At 65.7% G+C, this 16,859-nt stretch carries 17 protein-coding genes and 1 pseudogene; 6 read left to right on the forward strand and 12 right to left on the reverse strand.

Annotation, left to right across the window (positions count from 1 at the left end):
- Positions 1-289, reverse strand: a pseudogene (locus QZY03_RS07850) (transposase); the annotation flags it as partial.
- Positions 290-345: 56 nt separating this feature from the next.
- Positions 346-687, reverse strand: coding sequence for a hypothetical protein (locus tag QZY03_RS07855; RefSeq protein ID WP_295579861.1), 342 nt, complete (start codon positions 685-687; stop codon positions 346-348).
- Positions 688-846: 159 nt separating this feature from the next.
- Between QZY03_RS07855 and QZY03_RS07860 the strand changes: the two genes are divergently transcribed.
- Positions 847-1,863 (forward strand): hypothetical protein, encoded by a 1,017-nt coding sequence (locus QZY03_RS07860; RefSeq protein WP_295579863.1) that lies wholly within the window; start codon positions 847-849, stop codon positions 1,861-1,863.
- Here QZY03_RS07860 and QZY03_RS07865 read toward each other — a convergent pair.
- From QZY03_RS07865 to dapC, 7 genes are all read right to left on the reverse strand, one after another.
- Positions 1,843-2,175, reverse strand: a complete 333-nt coding sequence (locus tag QZY03_RS07865; RefSeq protein WP_295579865.1) for a hypothetical protein — start codon at positions 2,173-2,175, stop codon at positions 1,843-1,845. The two genes, QZY03_RS07860 and QZY03_RS07865, sit on opposite strands and share 21 nt — an antisense overlap.
- 53 nt (positions 2,176-2,228) lie before the next feature.
- Positions 2,229-3,209, reverse strand: a complete 981-nt coding sequence (locus QZY03_RS07870; protein ID WP_295579866.1) for a hypothetical protein — start codon at positions 3,207-3,209, stop codon at positions 2,229-2,231.
- Positions 3,210-3,562: 353 nt separating this feature from the next.
- Positions 3,563-4,639 (reverse strand): hypothetical protein, encoded by a 1,077-nt coding sequence (locus QZY03_RS07875; RefSeq protein ID WP_295579868.1) that lies wholly within the window; start codon positions 4,637-4,639, stop codon positions 3,563-3,565.
- A 108-nt stretch (positions 4,640-4,747) separates the two neighbouring features.
- Positions 4,748-5,881, reverse strand: coding sequence for a succinyl-diaminopimelate desuccinylase (dapE, locus tag QZY03_RS07880; RefSeq protein ID WP_295579870.1), 1,134 nt, complete (start codon positions 5,879-5,881; stop codon positions 4,748-4,750).
- Positions 5,881-6,225: an ArsC family reductase gene (locus QZY03_RS07885; protein ID WP_295579872.1), complete on the reverse strand. Its 345-nt coding sequence runs from the start codon at positions 6,223-6,225 to the stop codon at positions 5,881-5,883. The genes dapE and QZY03_RS07885 overlap by 1 nt, the downstream gene beginning before the upstream one ends.
- A gap of 18 nt (positions 6,226-6,243) precedes the next feature.
- Complete coding sequence (gene dapD / locus QZY03_RS07890; RefSeq protein ID WP_295579874.1) at positions 6,244-7,065, reverse strand: 2,3,4,5-tetrahydropyridine-2,6-dicarboxylate N-succinyltransferase; 822 nt, start codon at positions 7,063-7,065, stop codon at positions 6,244-6,246.
- Positions 7,066-7,313: 248 nt separating this feature from the next.
- On the reverse strand, positions 7,314-8,510 hold the full coding sequence (gene dapC / locus QZY03_RS07895) for a succinyldiaminopimelate transaminase (RefSeq protein WP_295579876.1): 1,197 nt from the start codon (positions 8,508-8,510) through the stop codon (positions 7,314-7,316).
- Positions 8,511-8,719: 209 nt separating this feature from the next.
- On the opposite strand from dapC, the gene QZY03_RS07900 reads away from it, so the two are divergent.
- A complete protein-coding gene (locus QZY03_RS07900) occupies positions 8,720-9,094 on the forward strand; it encodes a VOC family protein (RefSeq protein WP_295579878.1) in 375 nt (124 codons plus the stop codon).
- Positions 9,095-9,132: 38 nt separating this feature from the next.
- Here QZY03_RS07900 and QZY03_RS07905 read toward each other — a convergent pair whose 3' ends face one another.
- Genes QZY03_RS07905 through map form a run of 3 tightly spaced genes read right to left on the reverse strand, consistent with a single transcriptional unit; the run spans position 9,133 to position 13,209 of the window.
- Entirely contained in the window at positions 9,133-9,774 is a 642-nt protein-coding gene (locus tag QZY03_RS07905; RefSeq protein WP_295579880.1) for a hypothetical protein, read from the reverse strand.
- On the reverse strand, positions 9,761-12,430 hold the full coding sequence (glnD, locus tag QZY03_RS07910; protein WP_295579882.1) for a [protein-PII] uridylyltransferase: 2,670 nt from the start codon (positions 12,428-12,430) through the stop codon (positions 9,761-9,763). Before glnD ends, QZY03_RS07905 begins: the two co-directional genes overlap by 14 nt.
- Positions 12,427-13,209: a type I methionyl aminopeptidase gene (map, locus tag QZY03_RS07915; RefSeq protein WP_295579914.1), complete on the reverse strand. Its 783-nt coding sequence runs from the start codon at positions 13,207-13,209 to the stop codon at positions 12,427-12,429. Before map ends, glnD begins: the two co-directional genes overlap by 4 nt.
- 398 nt (positions 13,210-13,607) lie before the next feature.
- Between map and rpsB the strand changes: the two genes are divergently transcribed.
- The 4 genes from rpsB to frr all read left to right on the forward strand — a co-directional run bounded on the left by rpsB (position 13,608) and on the right by frr (position 16,834).
- Positions 13,608-14,333, forward strand: coding sequence for a 30S ribosomal protein S2 (gene rpsB, locus QZY03_RS07920; RefSeq protein ID WP_020503726.1), 726 nt, complete (start codon positions 13,608-13,610; stop codon positions 14,331-14,333).
- 189 nt (positions 14,334-14,522) lie between these two features.
- A complete protein-coding gene (gene tsf / locus QZY03_RS07925) occupies positions 14,523-15,407 on the forward strand; it encodes a translation elongation factor Ts (RefSeq protein WP_295579884.1) in 885 nt (294 codons plus the stop codon).
- Between the two features lie 144 nt (positions 15,408-15,551).
- On the forward strand, positions 15,552-16,274 hold the full coding sequence (gene pyrH / locus QZY03_RS07930) for a UMP kinase (protein WP_295579887.1): 723 nt from the start codon (positions 15,552-15,554) through the stop codon (positions 16,272-16,274).
- A 2-nt stretch (positions 16,275-16,276) separates the two neighbouring features.
- On the forward strand, positions 16,277-16,834 hold the full coding sequence (gene frr / locus QZY03_RS07935) for a ribosome recycling factor (protein WP_295579888.1): 558 nt from the start codon (positions 16,277-16,279) through the stop codon (positions 16,832-16,834).
- The last annotated feature ends 25 nt before the right edge of the window (positions 16,835-16,859 follow it).

The raw sequence follows: 16,859 nt of genomic DNA on the forward strand, positions 1-16,859 counted from the left end.
GCTTCTCCTTGGAGTGTCCGCACTGCGCCTTGGGGTTGCCCGCCGCCGCCCACTCGAAGAGGGTGTTGGTCAGATCATAGAGGGTGACCGTCCAGTCCAGCCCGAACAGGTCACTGACGCGCGTAAAGACCGTCTGCTCGATCACCGCCCGGTGGCGCATCAGCAGGTCCGCCGCGCGGTAGAACGGTGCCAGGGGGAGGGTCGCGAAGTCGACCTCCAGCAATTCCCCCAACGCACTGCGCTTACCCAGCCAGCGGTGGGTCGCCCGTTCCGAGCCCGGCGCAGCCATGCGTCCAACCACCCCCCAACGAGCAGCGCCCGTTGCGGACCGCTCAGTCCCAGGTTCTAGAGCCGTTCGACAAAGCGCACCTCCGCCATCGCCCACAGCGCCACCGATTCCACTCCGACGCTGCGCGGGCGGCTCAGTTCCAGGGAGTCAACGTCGACCGCCTGCACATCGCCCCCGTCGGTGCGGTCGGCGAGGGGTGGGGCCACGCCCTGGCGCGCCAACAACCGGGCGAACAGTCGTTGCGCCTCCCGTTCGACGGGTTCGGAGCCGGCCAGCAAGGCGCCCTGGCCGCTGCGCAGTTCCTCCAGCCGCGCACAGAGTGCCGGCCACTCCTCCTGGGGCAGCGTGAACTGGCGGCCCAGGTTCAGGAGGGTGACCTGCCGTACCCGGCCGCCCACGCGCTCGGACTGTAATGGTTCGATGCTATCTGAGGGTGATTATCAATGGGGTCATGTTAAAGATGGGTTAGCGGGCGGCGCCGCCGCGTTCGGCGCAATCCTCGACGGTCGGTGGTGTGGGTGCCCCTTCTTTTGCGCGTGATGCGGTATGCTGGGTGAATGCGCGATCACACCCCCTGGCATCGACTTTTCGGCATCGCCTTGACCGACCTGTTCACCGGCCGGCCGTGGCGCGTGGAGCTGGAAAAAGAGCTGGCGCTCAAGAGCCAGCGGCTGGATGTGCTGATCATCGAACGGCTGCCCGGCGACCCGGCGGTCACCGATGCGGCGGCGCTGGCGGACCTCCCCGACGGGTTGGAGAACCTCACCGCCCACAATGTGCTCAGCTATAAATCCAAACAAGAAGCGCTGGATGGCTGGGCGATGGAAGAACTGATCGGCCACTACGTCACCTATCGCAAACTCGCCTCCATTCAGGCGGCGGCCGCCGCGCCCGCGACCGCGCGCCCCGCCGACCCGGTTGAACCGCCGCCGGCCGCGGTCGAGCGGCTGCTGCCGGAGGCGGCCTTTCGCCTCTACGCGGTCGCCACCCGTCATCCCGCCAAGCTGTTCGCGCACCTGCCGCCCGGTACCCATCACCCCACCGACTGGCCTGGCGTATATGATCTTGACTGGGGCAGCCGCCGCATCCGCCTGATCGTCCTGAACGCCTTGGCCGAGCACCCGCGCAACGCCCCGTGGGAACTGTTCGCCAGCGAGATGGATCGAATCCGCTATGGGTTGGCGCACTATCGACCACGCAGCCCGACGGCACACCTACTGCGTTTTCATCTGGCGAACATCCATCACCTGGAGCTGCCCGACATGGCTTATACGCTCGACGACTTCAAACTTGAAACCTATCGGATGCTCATCGACGATTTTCACGCGCTCAGCCCGGAAGATCGCCAAGCGCTGCTGGAACGGATGGATGTTGCGGACCGTTTGCGTGGGTTGGGCGCTGAGGAGCGTTTGCGTGGGCTGGACACTGAGGAGCGTTTGCGTGGGCTGGACACTGAGGAGATCTTGCGCAGGTTAGACCCTGCGGAGCGTTTACGCGGGTTGGACCCGGAGGAGCGCTTACGCGGGTTGGATCCCGAACAGGTCAAAGCGTGGCTAAAGAGTACGGGGCATTAGGGGATTTCCGAGGAAATCCATACCTAATCCAGTTGTTGGACTACCCGCCGTACCATGCGCCCGCTCCGCGTCCTTGAGTGAGCAGCGCGCAGCGCGAGCGGGCTCGGCGCGCGCCGCCCCGAGGAGGCTGTCGGCGATCTCCACGATCGGATGATCCGCTAGAATGGCCGAACGCTCGATCAGGTTTTGAAGCTCGTGCACGTTGCCCGGCCAGCCGTAGGCCTGGAGCCGGGCGAGGGATCTGGCGTCGATGCCTTCGATCGGCTTGCCGAGCTTGCGGGCAGACGCGTTGAGGAACCGTTGGGCCAGCACCGGGATGTCCTCCGGCCGCTCGCGCAGCGGCGGGATATGGATCGGGAAGACATTCAGCCGAAAGTGCCCTGCGTCGTCAGCGTCCCCGGCGCCGGCCGCGGGATCAGGCGTTGCGCGTCCATGACCATCAGCCCCTGATGCCAGTCAAGGTGATGCATGGCGCGCCAGCCGCCGGCCGCCTCACCCGTAGCTTGCCAGATCGACCGCTCGCGGAACCGCTCGGGCGTCAGTTCCAGCACTTCGTTGAGGCCGAGTCCGTAACCATAGCGCGGAACCGAGTGCTGCACCGGGCGCAGCAGACGGCCCTGATCGTCGACGAAGACGCGGCCACCGGGCCGCGCGCCCGCGTAGTCGAGCACCAGCGGGTTGCCTGGATGGGCCGTCCAGCGGTCGCTGAGGGGTGAGTCGGCATGAAAGGCGAACAACGAATTGTTGAACCGCGCCTTGCCCTGCCGGGCCGAGCAGAACAGCCACCAACGGCCCTGATGTTCGAACAGGGTGGCATCGGCCGCCTGAATGTCCGCGAGCAGGGTGCCCACCCTGGTCCAGCCGAACGGGAAGTGGTCGCAGCGATAGAGATCGACGCGGCGGGAGGCCGCGCTTTCGGGGACCAGATAGAGATCGCCCCCGAAGCGAAATAAAAAGGGATAGGAGAGATGGCGGTCCTCATCAATGACCGGGACGGCCGGACCCAGGGGTTCGAGGCCCGCGCCGATCTCAAGGGCGCTGATGCGGCCTCGCGCCGTGTGCAGTGGGTACTCTTCCAGGTAGATGAAACGCCGCCCGCCCTCGGACCAGGCGAAGGGGTCGGCCCAGAAGCGATCGACCGGGGGATAGAGCGGCTTGAGCCCAGCCGGGTCGGGTGCGCTCCAGTGCGACCGCTCACGCTCGCCGAGCAGCAGGAACCATTGGGGCCAATGGGTGCGCTCGGCGCGGGCGTCGCGGCGCTTCTGAAGGCCGCGCGCGAGGGTCTGATAGATGCTATTGAACGGGGTCAAGGTGTCACCTACGTCCCGAAAGTGGGTCTTGATCATTGTTCCGGCCGACATCCGGGTGTCCCGCACTGGAGGTCGAGGCTTTCGCCGGATGAGGGCCGCCCAGACGCGGGGTCGACCGGCTAACGGCCATGGTGCCCGCGCCACCCCGGAACATGACAGTCCTCTCGACGACTCTCGCAACTGCTGGCGTGCGAGGCTGCGTCGTCAGGGCTTCCAGCCCTGACTGTTCCAGCCCCGACGCCGCCAGGCCAGGATGGCCTGACTACGCACTTTCACGGTAAAGCCTCGACCTCCGGTTTTCGTGCGGCCGGAACGATGATCAAGGCACTCGCGGGGATCATCGACCGAACTCGATTACGGTTACACGACAACGACGGCGCTTTTCAAGCTCAACCACCATCCCCATCCCCCTGGGTGACATAGATCCCCGCGGCAGCGGCCGGGAGTGCCCGGACCATGAGCGGTTGCGGCCGGTCGGACTTGGTGAGCCGCGGGACAAATCCCATGGACTGGAAGATCGTCTTGATTCCGTCGCCGCAGGCGAAGACCTCGACCCGTTCCGCCCGCCAGGTGCGCAGCGCGCATAGTGCGCCCGCCGCCAATGCGTGAATCGCCTCGTGATCCCCCGGTGCGGTCAGCAGGTCGACGATCTTGGCCCAGCGCCGCTGCCCCTTGGTATAGGTGAGCAGCACGGCATAGCCGCGCAATCGCATACCATCGCCGGTGATCAGGACTTGGTATTGGTCGCCATCGGGATGTCGGCGGTAACGCCAGTTGAGGGTTTGGGCGTCGCGCCGACAGATGGCCGGGTAGCGCGGGTGCACGGTATCCCAGAGGTGATCGAAACGCGTGTCGAATGCGCCCGGCAGAACCTCGACCGGGAGTCGGGGCTTGGCGTCGCGCGGCAGCGCCAGGTCAGCCAGGCTGCCGATCAGGCCGCCCAGGCGCGGTCCGAGCGTCCGCCCCAGGGTATGTTTGAGCGATACCCGGCGGTGCAATGACCCGCTCTCGCCCAAGGCCGTGAATCCAATCCGCTCGATGATGGCCATCATGGGGTCGGAAATGTGCTTGGCGAGTTGGATCGGACCAGCCGCGGGGTGGTCCAGCAGGGCGGCCGCGATGCCGCGTGACAGGTCGGGGGCGTCGGCCGACGCGCTGCGCCGGTGCTCCCTGAGTGCCTGGCGCATCAGACCCCAGTGGACCAGCATGTCGAAGCACCAGTGCGCGGTCACCGGCGCGCCGCCGAGATGGAGTCCGGCGGGTGTGGTGCTCAGGGTGCCGATGATCTGACCCTGCCAGTCGGCGACCACCCCGCGGTAACCCGGCGTCGGCAGCCGTGGGTTCTGGTGCCATTGCCAGTCCCACAGGTGCTCGGCGCGCTGCGCGTGCGCGCGGCCGAAGACTTCGGCGATCCGCTCGAGGATCTGCGGGCGGTCGGCGTCGGTACCCGGCCGGATCATGATCATTGGGGAAGGTTCTTCATGGTTCACCGGGCCTTGGTCATGGCGTCGGCCGGCTGGAGTCCAAGGCTGAAGCCTTGGACTCCAACTGCGCATGGCCGGCCGCAACGATGATCAAGGCCGCCCGAGCAGTCGTTCAAGGATGCGCTGGTAGATGACGGACAGTTGGTCCAGGTCAGCGACGCTGACGCATTCATCCACCTGGTGGATGGTGGCATTGCGCGGGCCGAACTCCACGACCTGGGCGCCGGTGGGGGCGATGAAACGTCCGTCGGAGGTGCCGCCGGTGGTGGACGGCTGGGCCTCCATCCCGGTGACCGCGGTGATCGCCGCGCCGGTGGCGGCGACCAGTTCGCCGGCCGGGGTGAGGAAGGGGTTGCCCGAGAGGCGCCAGGTCAGATCATAAGTAAAGCCGCCGGCGTCGAGCAGGCGGCGCACCCGCGTCTCGATCAGGTCGGCTGTCAGTTCGGTGGAGAAGCGCAGGTTGAACTGGGCGGTGAGCCGGCCGGGGATCACGTTGTCGGCTCCGGTGCCCATGTTCAGATTGGCGATCTGGAAACTGGTCGGCGGAAAGTGCGCGTTGCCCTGGTCCCAGACCTCGGCGCACAGGGCGGCGAGGGCGCCGACAGCGGCGTGGAAGGGGTTGTTGGCACGCTGCGGGTAGGCCACATGGCCCTGCTTGCCGTGCACCGTCAAGAGCCCGGTCAGGCTGCCGCGCCGCCCGACCTTGAGACAGTCCCCGAGTTGCTCCAGGCTGGAGGGCTCGCCCACCAGGCAATAGTCGATCTGCTCGCCGCGTGCCGCCAGGGTTTCCACGACCTTGACGGTCCCCTCGGTGGCGATGCCCTCCTCGTCGCTGGTGATCAGGAAGGCGATGGAGCCGGCATGGTCCGGGTGGGCGGCGACGAAGTGCTCGGCGGCGGTGACCATGGCGGCCAGCGAGCCCTTCATGTCGGCGGCCCCCCGGCCGTAGAGCATCCCATCGCGGATCTGCGGATCGAAGGGGTCGCTGGCCCAGTCGGCGCGCGGTCCGGGCGGGACCACATCGGTGTGGCCGGCGAAGCAGAACAGCGGACCGGACTGGCCGCGGCGCGCCCACAGATTGGTCACCTCGCCGCACGGCATGGGTTCGATCCGGAAGCCGACCGCGGCCAGGCGTTCGGCCATCAGATCCTGGCAACCCGCGTCGACGGGGGTTACCGATGCCCGGCGGATCAGTGCACGGGCCAAGTCGAGGGTGTCGGACATCAGCCCAGCAGCTCCGTATAGGTGGACTCGGAGAACCCCAGCGCGCGGGTTTCCCCGGTGTCGAGCAGGGGTCGGCGAATGCTGGACGGGTGCTCCAGCATGATGCGGATCGCGGACTCCTGGTCGATCCCCTCCCGCGCCGCGTCCGGCAGCGTGCGCCAGGTCGTGCCGCGGCGATTGAGCAGGGCGTCCCAGCCCAACTCGTCCACCCAGGCGCGCAACTGCGCTTCGCTGAGCCCATCCTTGCGATAGTCATGAAAGCGGTAGTCGACGCCGTGCAGCGCCAGCCAGCGGCGCGCCCGCTTGATGGTATCGCAGTTGGTGATGCCGTAGAGGGTGATCATTGACTGACCGCCGGCCGCTCAGATGTCCCGCAACAACTCATTGATCCCCACCTTGCTCCGCGTCTGCTCATCCACCTGCTTGATGATGACGGCGCAGTAGAGGCTGTGCGTGCCGTCCTTGGCCGGCAGGTTGCCGGGGACGACCACGGACCCCGGCGGGATGCGTCCGTAGAGGATTTCGCCGGTCTCGCGGTTGTAGATCTTGGTGCTCTGGCCGATGTAGACCCCCATTGAGACCACCGCGCCGGCGCCGACGATAACGCCCTCGACGATCTCCGAACGGGCACCGATGAAGCAGTTGTCCTCGATGATGGTTGGTGCCGCCTGGACTGGTTCCAGCACGCCGCCGATTCCCACGCCGCCCGAGAGGTGCACGTTCTTGCCGATCTGGGCGCAGGAGCCGACCGTGGCCCAGGTGTCCACCATGGTGCCGGTGTCCACATAGGCGCCGATGTTGACATAGGAGGGCATGAGGACACAGGAGGGGGCGATGTAGGCACCACGGCGGGCGGTGGCCGGCGGCACCACGCGCACGCCGGTCTCGCGGAACTCGCGCGAGTTCATGTCGGCATACTTGGACGCCACCTTGTCGTAGTAGTTGGTGAAGCCGCCCTTGATGAACCAGTTGTCCTCGATGCGGAAGGACAGCAGCACGGCCTTCTTGATCCACTCGTTGACCACCCAGCCCCCGTCGCGCGGCTCGGCGACCCGCAGTTCGCCGCGGTCCAGATGCCCGATCACCTCCAGCACGGCGTCCCGGACATGGGTCTCGACATTGCGGGGGGTGATCTCCGCACGGTGTTCAAAGGCCTCGACGATGATGGATTGGTTGTCGCTCATAGTGGCTCCGGCAGATCAAATGTGGGAAGAAAAAAGTGACGGCTTCATCTTACAGGATGATTTCAGCTGTCGGCTTTGAGCAGCAATGCCAAATTTGGGCGGCATCGTGCGAGCCCTGGTGGATGCGGCGCGCCCGACCGCCGTGCCGGGTCCCTGACACCCGGCGGCGCGCCTTATCCACCCTACGGTGCAGCCGCTGTTGTAGGGTGGATAAGCGCAGCGCATCCACCATCAGCCTCGCAGCCGACTCATAGCCCCTCGACGAAGCGGCGGATCCGCCAGGCGGCCTCCACGCACTCATCCAGGGGCGGAACCAGGGCGATGCGCACATGGTTGGCGCCCGGGTCCTGCCCATGATGCGGGCGGGACAGGAAACTCCCCGGCAGCAGCGTGACGTTCTGCTCCGCGAACAATCGGCGCACGAAGTCGGTGTCCGGAATCGGCGTCCGCGGCCACAGATAAAAGCCGGCGGCCGGAGCCGCGACCGGCAGGACCGGGGCCAGGACTTCGATAACCGCGGCGAACTTCTCCCGATACAGCGCGCGGTTGGCGCGCACATGGGCCTCGTCCGACCAGGCGGCGCGACTCGCATGTTGGGTCGGCAGCGGCATGGCGCAGCCGTGGTAGGTCCGGTAAGCGTAGAACTGCTCGATCAAGCGCGCATCCCCGGCGACGAAGCCGGAGCGCAGCCCCGGCGCGTTGGAGCGCTTCGACAGACTGTGAAAGCAGATGCAGCCGGTGAATTGCGTATTGCCCATGGCCGCCGCGGCCTGCAGCAGGCCCGGCGGGGGGGCCGACTCGTCCAGGTAGAGTTCGGAATAGCACTCGTCCGAGGCGATGACGAAATCATGGGCCTGGGCCAGTTCGATCAGGCGGCTTAAGCTGTCGAGATCGAGCACGGCACCGCTCGGGTTGGCCGGGGAGCACAGATAGAGCATCTGGCAGCGGTCCCAGGTGGCGGCGTCCACCGCCGCGAAGTCCGGAAAAAACCCGTTCTCGGGCAGACAGGGCAGGAAGTGCGGCTGCGCCCCCGCGAGCAGGGCCGCGCCCTCGTAGATCTGATAGAAGGGGTTGGGCATCAGCACCAAGGGTGCGCGGCTGGGATCGACCACGGCCTGGGCGATGGCGAACAGGGCCTCGCGAGTGCCGTTGACCGGCAGAATCTGGCGCTCCGGGTCCAGCGACCCCACGGGGAGCGCGAAGCGTCGGGTGAGCCAGTCGGCGATGGCGTGACGCAGGGCCGGCAGGCCGCGCGTGCTCGGGTAGAGGGCCAGGCCGTGCAGATGCGCGATCAGCGCCTCGGTGATCAGCGAGGGGGTCGAGTGGCGCGGCTCGCCGATGTAGAGCGCGATCGGCTCCAGCGCGCGCGGCGGCTCGCAACCGGCCTTGAGCGCGGCCAGTTTCTCAAACGGGTAAGGCTGGAGTTGGGCGATACCGGGGTTCATGGGGCCGGCACCGGCAGCGTATCGCCAGGGATGGCGCATGGCCGCGCCTGAGGGTCGCGCCACACCGCGATAACGCCGGGAACAGCAGGATTTTTCAACTTGGGTACCGGTCCGCATGACGCAGCGGCGCGGAAGGCGGCGGCTGCGGTGCAACGAAAAGGCGCTAGTATAGGCCAAGCCTGATACCGGCTCTATGCCGCGGAGGACCGATGCCGCTCATCTTCGATCTGCACCACGCCAGTCTGCTGGTCGCCAACACCGCCCGCTCATTGGCCTTTTACCGTGACCTGCTGGGTCTCAGTGTCGACCCGGCGCGTCCGGAGCTGGGCTTCCCAGGGGCCTGGCTCCAGGTTGGCAGATGTCAGATCCATCTGCTTGAACTGCCCAATCCCGATCCGGTCGCGGGGCGGCCCGCCCATGGCGGGCGTGATCGTCATGTCGCCCTGATGGTCGCGGACCTGGACCCCCTGCTGGCCCGGCTCGCGGCCGCCGGGGTCCCATCGACCATGAGCCGCTCCGGTCGGCGGGCGCTGTTTTGCCGCGATCCGGACGGCAATGCGCTAGAGTTCATCGAAAGTCGATAGGCATCCATGAAAATTACGCATTTCGCGCTGGACGCGGTTTAGTAGCCCCGGAAATACCAGAGGTTGTTCCAGTCTTGGGGCGCGTAGCTCCGGGTGCGGGGCGGCGGCGCGTCCAGGTCCGCGGTACCGGGGACTAAGGGCAGTCCCCCGCGGTTGAGGTCGGCCGCCCGGAATGGGTCGCCGAGAGGAGCCGTGTCCGCGGCATTGGGCGGCACGTCATTCCAGGGCTCCGCCCAAGGGTCGGCAAGGGTTGGGCCCATCCCTCGAAAATAGTCCCGGTCCTGTTCGAGGCGCTGTTTGCGTGCCTCGCGGCGGCGCTGGACGTTCTCTTCCCAAGCCTCGTGGTGGGCCGCGCCCCAGGGGTTCTTCGCCCGGCGCCTGGCCTCGAAGGACTCGCGGTTGGCTTGACGCCGTGCCTCGGCGGCTTGACGTTGGGTGCGCACCTCGTCGAGCCAGGGGGTCGGCAGTTCGCCGACGGCAGTTTGTGCAATGGTGACTTGCGAGGCCGGAGCCGACAGCCGTGCGTGCGCGCTTGGGTCGGCGGTGAGCGTGATGCCGGCCTGGGTGAGCGGCGTTGCCAGCAGCATCAGGATGATCAGCGCGGTGCCGGGCCGTGCGTGCCGACGGTCGCCGCGGTGTGCGGGTCGGGGCAACAGTTGGCGTGGTTCAAGGTTTGGCATGACCTTCGAGCCGATCGTGGATCTCGCGACGCAGACAGGCGAGCGCCGTGGTGCAGGTAATGGGGGCGTCGTCCGCGGTGGTAATGAAGAACACGTCGTCAACCTCGGCGCCGACGGTGGCGATCTTGGCGTTGTGCAATCGCACACCGCAGCTTTGGAACACCTCACCCACTTCGGCCAGGAGGCCGGGTCGATCCAAGGTGGCGAGACGCATCACGGTGCGGTGATTGGCCTCATCGGCGGAGAAGGTGACCCGCGTCTCGATCGGGAAATGGCGGTGGCGGCGCGGCAGGCTGCGTGCCACCTGGATGCCGCCGCGGGCGTGGGCGCGCAGGTCCGCGTCCAGCGCGGTACGGATCTCCTCCATGCGCAATGAGTCATTGACCGGGTGGCCGTCCAGGTCCAGCACCTGATAAGTATTGACCGCCATGTGGTCGTCGGTGGTCATGACGCGCGCGTCCATGATGCTCAGGCCCATCTGATCGAGCAGCGCGGTGGTGCGGGCGAACAGGTTGGCGCGATCCGGGGTGTAGATGAAGATCTCGGTGCCGCCGCGGGCGGTCACCGGGCGGATCACGACCAGCGGCAGTTCGCTTGGGTCGGTGTCCAGGATCTGGCGGGTCTGCCAGGCGATCTCATCCGGTGAGTTGTGCAGGAAGAAATCCAGGCTGAACTTGATCCACAGTGCGGTACAGGCGTTCGGGTTGCCGCCGTAGCGCTGGACTAACCGCTTGGCCTCGGTTTGTTTCTGCTCGATCAGTTGGTCTTGGGCCTGCGGGTGCTCCAGACCGCGCAGCAGGGCGCGCCGGGTGGCGTGATAGAGTTCGCGCAACAGGGCGTCCATCCAGCCGTTCCAGCGTGCCGGGTCGGTGGCGCGGGCGTCCGCGACCGTCAGCAGGTAGAGGTAATCCAGGCGGGTGGTTTCCCCGACCAGTTCGGCGAAGGTCTGAACCACGTCGGGGTCGCTGATGTCTTTGCGCTGCGCGGTCATGGACATCAGCAGGTGTTTCTCGACCAGCCAGGCCACCAGCCGGCTGTCGAATTCGGACAATCCGTGCAACTGGCAGAAATCCTTGGCGTCGCGGGCACCCAACAGGGAGTGATCGCCGCCGCGGCCTTTCGCGATGTCGTGAAAGAGACCGGCTAGGTACAGAATTTCCATCTTGGGGATGCGCAGCGTCACCGCGCTGCACAGCGGAAATTCCTCGTCGTGCTTGGCGATGGTGAAGCGGCGCAGGTTGCGCAGCAAGGTGAGGGTGTGCTCGTCGACGGTGTACACATGGAAGAGGTCGTACTGCATGCGCCCGACGATATTGGCGAAGGCCGGGATGTAGGCGGCGAGTACGCCGTAGCGGTTCATCCGCCGCAGGGCGTGGGTGAGGCCGCGGGGCTCGCGCAGGATCTCCATGAACAGACTGCGTGCCCGCAGATCGGCGCGGAAGCTGTCATCAATGCGGTGACGGTTCTCGCGGATGGCGCGGATGGTGCTGGCACGCACGCCTTGAAGCTCCGGGCGGGTCTGGAGAATGTGAAACACCTCGAGGAGCGCGACCGGGTAGCGTTGAAAGACGGTGGGTGAACTGACTTCCAAAAAGCCGCTGCGTGACTGAAACCGCTTGTTGACCGGCACCGGGGGGCCGATGTCGTCATGCAGCAGAATGGCCTCTCGGAACAGTTGCAGGAGCATCTCGTTCAGGCGGTTGAGATCCTGCACCGTCCGGTAGTATTGCTGCATGAACTGCTCGACGCCAAGGTTGTGCGCGCCGTCGCAGAAGCCGAATTGTTGCGCCAGGGTCCGCTGGTAGTCGAACAGGAGTCGGTCCTCGCGCCGCCCGGTGAGCCGGTGCAGTGCGAAACGGATACGCCACAGGTGATTCTGCCCTTCGATCAGGGCCAAATACTCGGGCTCGGTGAGGAAGCCCTGGATCACCAGTTCGTGCAGGGTGGAGGCGGCGAAGTGCCGCTTGGCGACCCAGCCGATCATCTGGATGTCGCGCAGCCCGCCGGGGTTCTCTTTGATATTGGGTTCGAGGTTGTAGGCGGTATCGCCGTACTTGTGCCAGCGCGCCTGCTGCTCGGCGGTCTTGGCGGTGAAGAACGCCTGGCTGGTCCACAGCCGGTCGGGGCCGGTGGCCGCGCGCATCCGCTGGAACAGGCCCTCGTCACCGACCAGCAGTCGGGCCTCCAGCAGGTTGGTGATCACGGTGACGTCGTTCTGGGCTTCGCTCTCGCATTCGGTCACGTTTCGTACACTGTGGCCAACCTCGAGGCCGATGTCCCACAAAAACGTCACCAACTGTTCCAAGGCGTCGAACAGCGTGGCCGCGGTCTGCGGTTCGACCAGGATGAGGATGTCGAGGTCCGAGGCCGGGTGCAGTTCTTGCCGCCCGTAGCCGCCGACCGCGGCCAGGGCGACCCCGGCGCTGTCGCCGACGTGATGATGCCAGACCTCGCGCAGCACCTCGTCGGTGAGCTGGCTCAGGGCCAGTACCAGGCTCGCGACGGGGACGCCCTGGTCAAACTGTTGAAACAGGATATCCCGACCGGCGCGCAACCGTTGACGATAGACGGGGATCAGCTCCCGCGTACTGGTCGGGGCCGCGCGCGCGGCGGCGGGCGACACCGGCAGCGCCTGGGCTCGCTCGGCCGCGCTCATGGGAGCGCGACCGCGTCGCGTTCTGCCGCCCGCAGGGTCAGCACCTCGCACCCATCCTCGGTGACCAGCAGCGTGTGCTCCCACTGGGCCGACAGGCTGCGGTCTTTGGTCACCACGGTCCAGCCGTCCGGGAGCAGTTTGATGAAGCGTTTGCCGGCGTTCACCATGGGTTCGATGGTGAAGCACATCCCCGGGCGCAGCACCAGTCCTTCGCCGGGTTTACCGTAGTGCAGGACTTGGGGATCCTCGTGGAACTCGCGTCCGATCCCGTGTCCGCAATACTCGCGGACCACCGCGTAGCCCTGGGACTCGACGAACTGCTGAACAGCGTGACCGATATCGCCGAGCGTGGCGCCGGGGCGAACCGCGCCGATCCCGCGGAAGAGCGCCTGCCGGGTGACGGTGACCAGTCGCCTGGCCAACACCGAGGGCTCGCCGACGAAGAACATCATGCTGGTATCGCCGTGATACCCGTCCTTGATCACGGTGATGTCAATGTTGATGATGTCGCCTTTTTTCAGGCGCTTGTTGCTCGGGATGCCGTGGCAGACTTGGTGATTGACCGAGGTGCAGATCGACTTGGGAAATCCCCGATAGTTGAGGGGCGCGGGGATGGTGCCCTGAATCCGCATCATGTAGTCATGGCAGATCCGATCCAACTCCTCCGTGGTGATGCCAGGCTGCACTGTATCAGCAATCATATCAAGTACATCGGCAGCGAGTCGCCCGGCGACCCGCATGCGCTCGATGGCCTCGGGAGTTTTGATCTGCACACTCATCGGGCGGTTGGATGCGTCCACACGAAACCTGAATTCTTTTGAAAAAACCGAAGGTCAGCCGTCGCTACGATTGCCGAGGCTTAACCCCTATGGTATAAAACGCGGCGCGCTGTCGCAAACGACAGTGCGTCCGTCCGGAAGATTGAGGGCGGACCGGCCCTAACCAAGCGAAAACTCCTGATTTTTCGCTTTGAGGGTCGATAGTTTTTATGAGAGACCCGTGTTCCGGGTCCCGTCTTGCGTGAGTAGGCCGATTTCGGTCGGCCGGATCTTTTTCCGCACACGCGTCGTCACATGCTGCCGGGTGCCCGTCCAGGCGTTGACTGGGGGGTTGCCGCATGGGACGCGTGGAGGCTCAACCCACTACACCTGAGGAATCGACCGTGAGCGACGTATCCATGCGCCAGATGTTGGAGGCCGGTGTCCATTTCGGCCACCAGACCCGCTACTGGAACCCCAAGATGGGTGCCTTCATCTTCGGCCACCGTAATAAGATTCACATCATCAACCTGGAAAAGACGGTGCCGCTCTTTCAGGATGCGATGAACTTCGTCGGGACACTCGCGTCCAACGGCGGCAAAATTTTGTTTGTCGGGACCAAGCGGGCCGCGCGGGACGCCATCCGCGAGGAGGCACTGCGTTGTAACATGCCGTTTGTCAACCATCGCTGGCTCGGCGGGATGCTGACCAACTTCAAGACCATCCGCCAGTCGATCAAGCGGCTGAAGGACCTGGAGGTGATGTTCGAGACCGGCGGCAGCGAGCGATTCAACAAGAAGGAGGCCCTGGACCTGGCCCGTGAACGCGACAAGCTGGAGCAGAGCCTGGGCGGAATCAAGGACATGGATGGATTGCCCGATGCGATGTTCGTGATCGACGTGGGCCACGAGAAAAATGCCGTGACCGAGGCCAACAAGCTCGGTATCCCGGTGATCGGCGTGGTCGACACCAACAACGACCCCAGCCGGGTGGACTACGTGATCCCCGGCAACGATGACGCCATTCGGGCCGTGCGGTTGTATATCGCCGGCGCCGCCGATGCCGTCCTCGACGGGCGCGACACCGCGGCCGGCATGGTCTCGGGCCGTGAGTCCGAGTTTGTCGACACCGCGCCTCGGGATTAGGCCGGTCCGGTAAGCAATCGAATGGGGCGCCGGGTTCTGCCGCGCCCCGGCAAATCACGCACGGCCCGCGGCGGGCGCCCCCTGGGGGGAGCTTTCCCGCACGGGCATTCATTTCAATGTGCTGCCCGCAATCGATGTCAGCGATGTCAGCGATGGCCGGGTGGTACAGTCGTATCGAGGGTATTTGGCATGGCGATCTCAGCGGCAACCGTGAAAGAACTCCGTGAGCGCACCGGCGCCGGGATGATGGAATGTAAGAATGCCTTGGTGGAGGCCGGTGGGGACATCGAGGCTGCCATCGAGGCCATGCGTAAGTCCGGCCAAGCCAAGGCCGCCAAGAAATCCGGGCGCATCGCCGCCGAAGGCGCGGTCGTGATCGAGATCGCCGCGGACGGTCGGCATGGCGTCCTCGTGGAGATCAACTGCGAGACCGATTTCGTGGCCAAGGACGCCAGTTTTGGCCAGTTTGCCGCGGCGGTCGCCAAGACCGCCCTGGACAGCGCTGCCCCGGATGCCGCGGCCCTGGCGGAGTTGCCGCTTGCGGGTGAGCCCGGGGTCACGGTCAACGGCGCCCGTGAGGCGCTGATCACCAAGATCGGCGAGAATGTTCAGGTGCGTCGGCTGGTGCGGTTCGATGGGGCAGAAGGAACGCTCTACAGTTACCGCCACGGGTTGCGCATCGGCGTGGTGGTCGAGCTGGTTGGTGGCGACGAGACCCTCGGGCACGACATCGCGATGCACGTGGCGGCCAGTAATCCGCTCTGCCTGAGTGCTGACGAGGTGGCACCGGAGACACTGGAGAAAGAGCGCGAGATTTTCCGCGCTCAGGCGCTGGAGAGTGGTAAACCGGCCAACATCGTCGATAAGATGATCGAGGGTCGCGTGCGCAAATTCATGGAAGAGGTCACGCTGCTCGGCCAGCCCTTCGTCAAGGATCCGGACCTGAGCGTGGAGAAGCTGGTGAAGCAGGCGGGCGCTCAGATTCGGCGTTTCGCCCGCGTTGAGGTCGGCGAGGGCATTGAGAAGCGAACCGAGAACTTCGCCGAAGAGGTCATGGCGCTTCAGAAGGACTGAGGTCGGCGGGTCTGCCGCGTCCCCGGCCGGGGGCGCCGGGGGCCGGCATCGCGACGGCGTGCTCGCCGGGTGCCCGTTGCGCAATAGGCGAAGGCCATGGTGGTCGGTCGCTTGCTACTCGTACCGCGAAAGAGGAGACATCTGATGACCGCTCCGCCCTGTCGGCGCATCCTGTTGAAGCTCAGCGGCGAGGCGCTGATGGGAAGCGGCCATGAGAGCATCGACCCGGCCATTTTGGAGCGGTTCGCGTCCGACGTGAAGGATCTGGCGGCGGCCGGGGTTCAACTGGCCTTGGTGCTCGGCGGCGGGAATATTTTCCGCGGTGCCGGTCTGGCCTCCAAGGGACTGAATCGTGTCACCGGTGATCAGATGGGAATGCTGGCGACCGTGATGAACGCGCTGGCCATGCAGGATCAGCTCGAACGCCTTGGGGTGCGGACGCAGGTCCTGTCGGCATTGCGGATCGATCAGGTGTGTGAAGGGTATTCCCGGCAGCGTGCGGTGGCCGCGCTGGAACAGGGGCAGGTCGTGCTCTTCGCCGCGGGGACCGGGAATCCGTTGTTCACCACGGATTCCGCGGCCAGTTTGCGGGCCATCGAAATCGGTGCCGATCTGCTGATCAAGGCCACCAAGGTCGCCGGGGTCTATTCCGCCGACCCGGTGCGCGACCCGGATGCGACCTTTTACCCCCGGATCAGTTACGATCGTGCCCTGCGCGAGGGGTTACAGGTCATGGACACCACGGCCATCGTGTTGTGCCGGGACCATGGCATGCCGCTGCGTGTGATGAATATCAACGAACCAGGTGCCCTGCTGCGCTTGCTGCGCGGCGAAGATGTGGGCACCCTGGTGGCAAGTGGTGAGTGACTATGATCAATGACATCAAGAAAGATGTGGCGCTGCGGATGAGCAAGAGCGTCGAGGCGCTGGGCCACGAGCTGGCGAAGATCCGCACCGGGCGAGCCCATCCATCGCTGCTGGATCACGTGATGGTGTCCTACTACGGCTCCGAGATGCCGATCCGGCAGGTGGCCAATGTCATCGCCGAGGATGCCCGCACCCTGGCAGTCACGCCCTGGGAAAAAGGGATGGTCCAGGCGGTCGAGAAGGCCATCATGCAGTCCGATCTGGGTCTCAACCCGAATACCGCGGGGACCGTGATCCGGGTGCCGATGCCGGCCCTGACCGAGGAGCGTCGCCGTGATCTGATCAAGGTGGCGCGCCATGAGGCGGAGCAGGCGCGGGTCGCGATGCGCAACATCCGCCGTGATGCCAATGCCGAACTCAAGGACATGGTGAAAGAGAAGATGATTTCCGAGGACGACGAGCGGCGCGGTGCCGAGGCCGTCCAGAAATTGACTGATCAGTACGTCAAAGATGTGGACTTGGCCTTGGCGGCCAAGGAAGAAGACCTGATGTCGATCTGAGGACCGCTACGCGCAGCCGAAGCAA

This window comes from uncultured Lamprocystis sp. (assembly GCF_903933125.1).
Lineage (GTDB): Bacteria > Pseudomonadota > Gammaproteobacteria > Chromatiales > Chromatiaceae > Thiodictyon.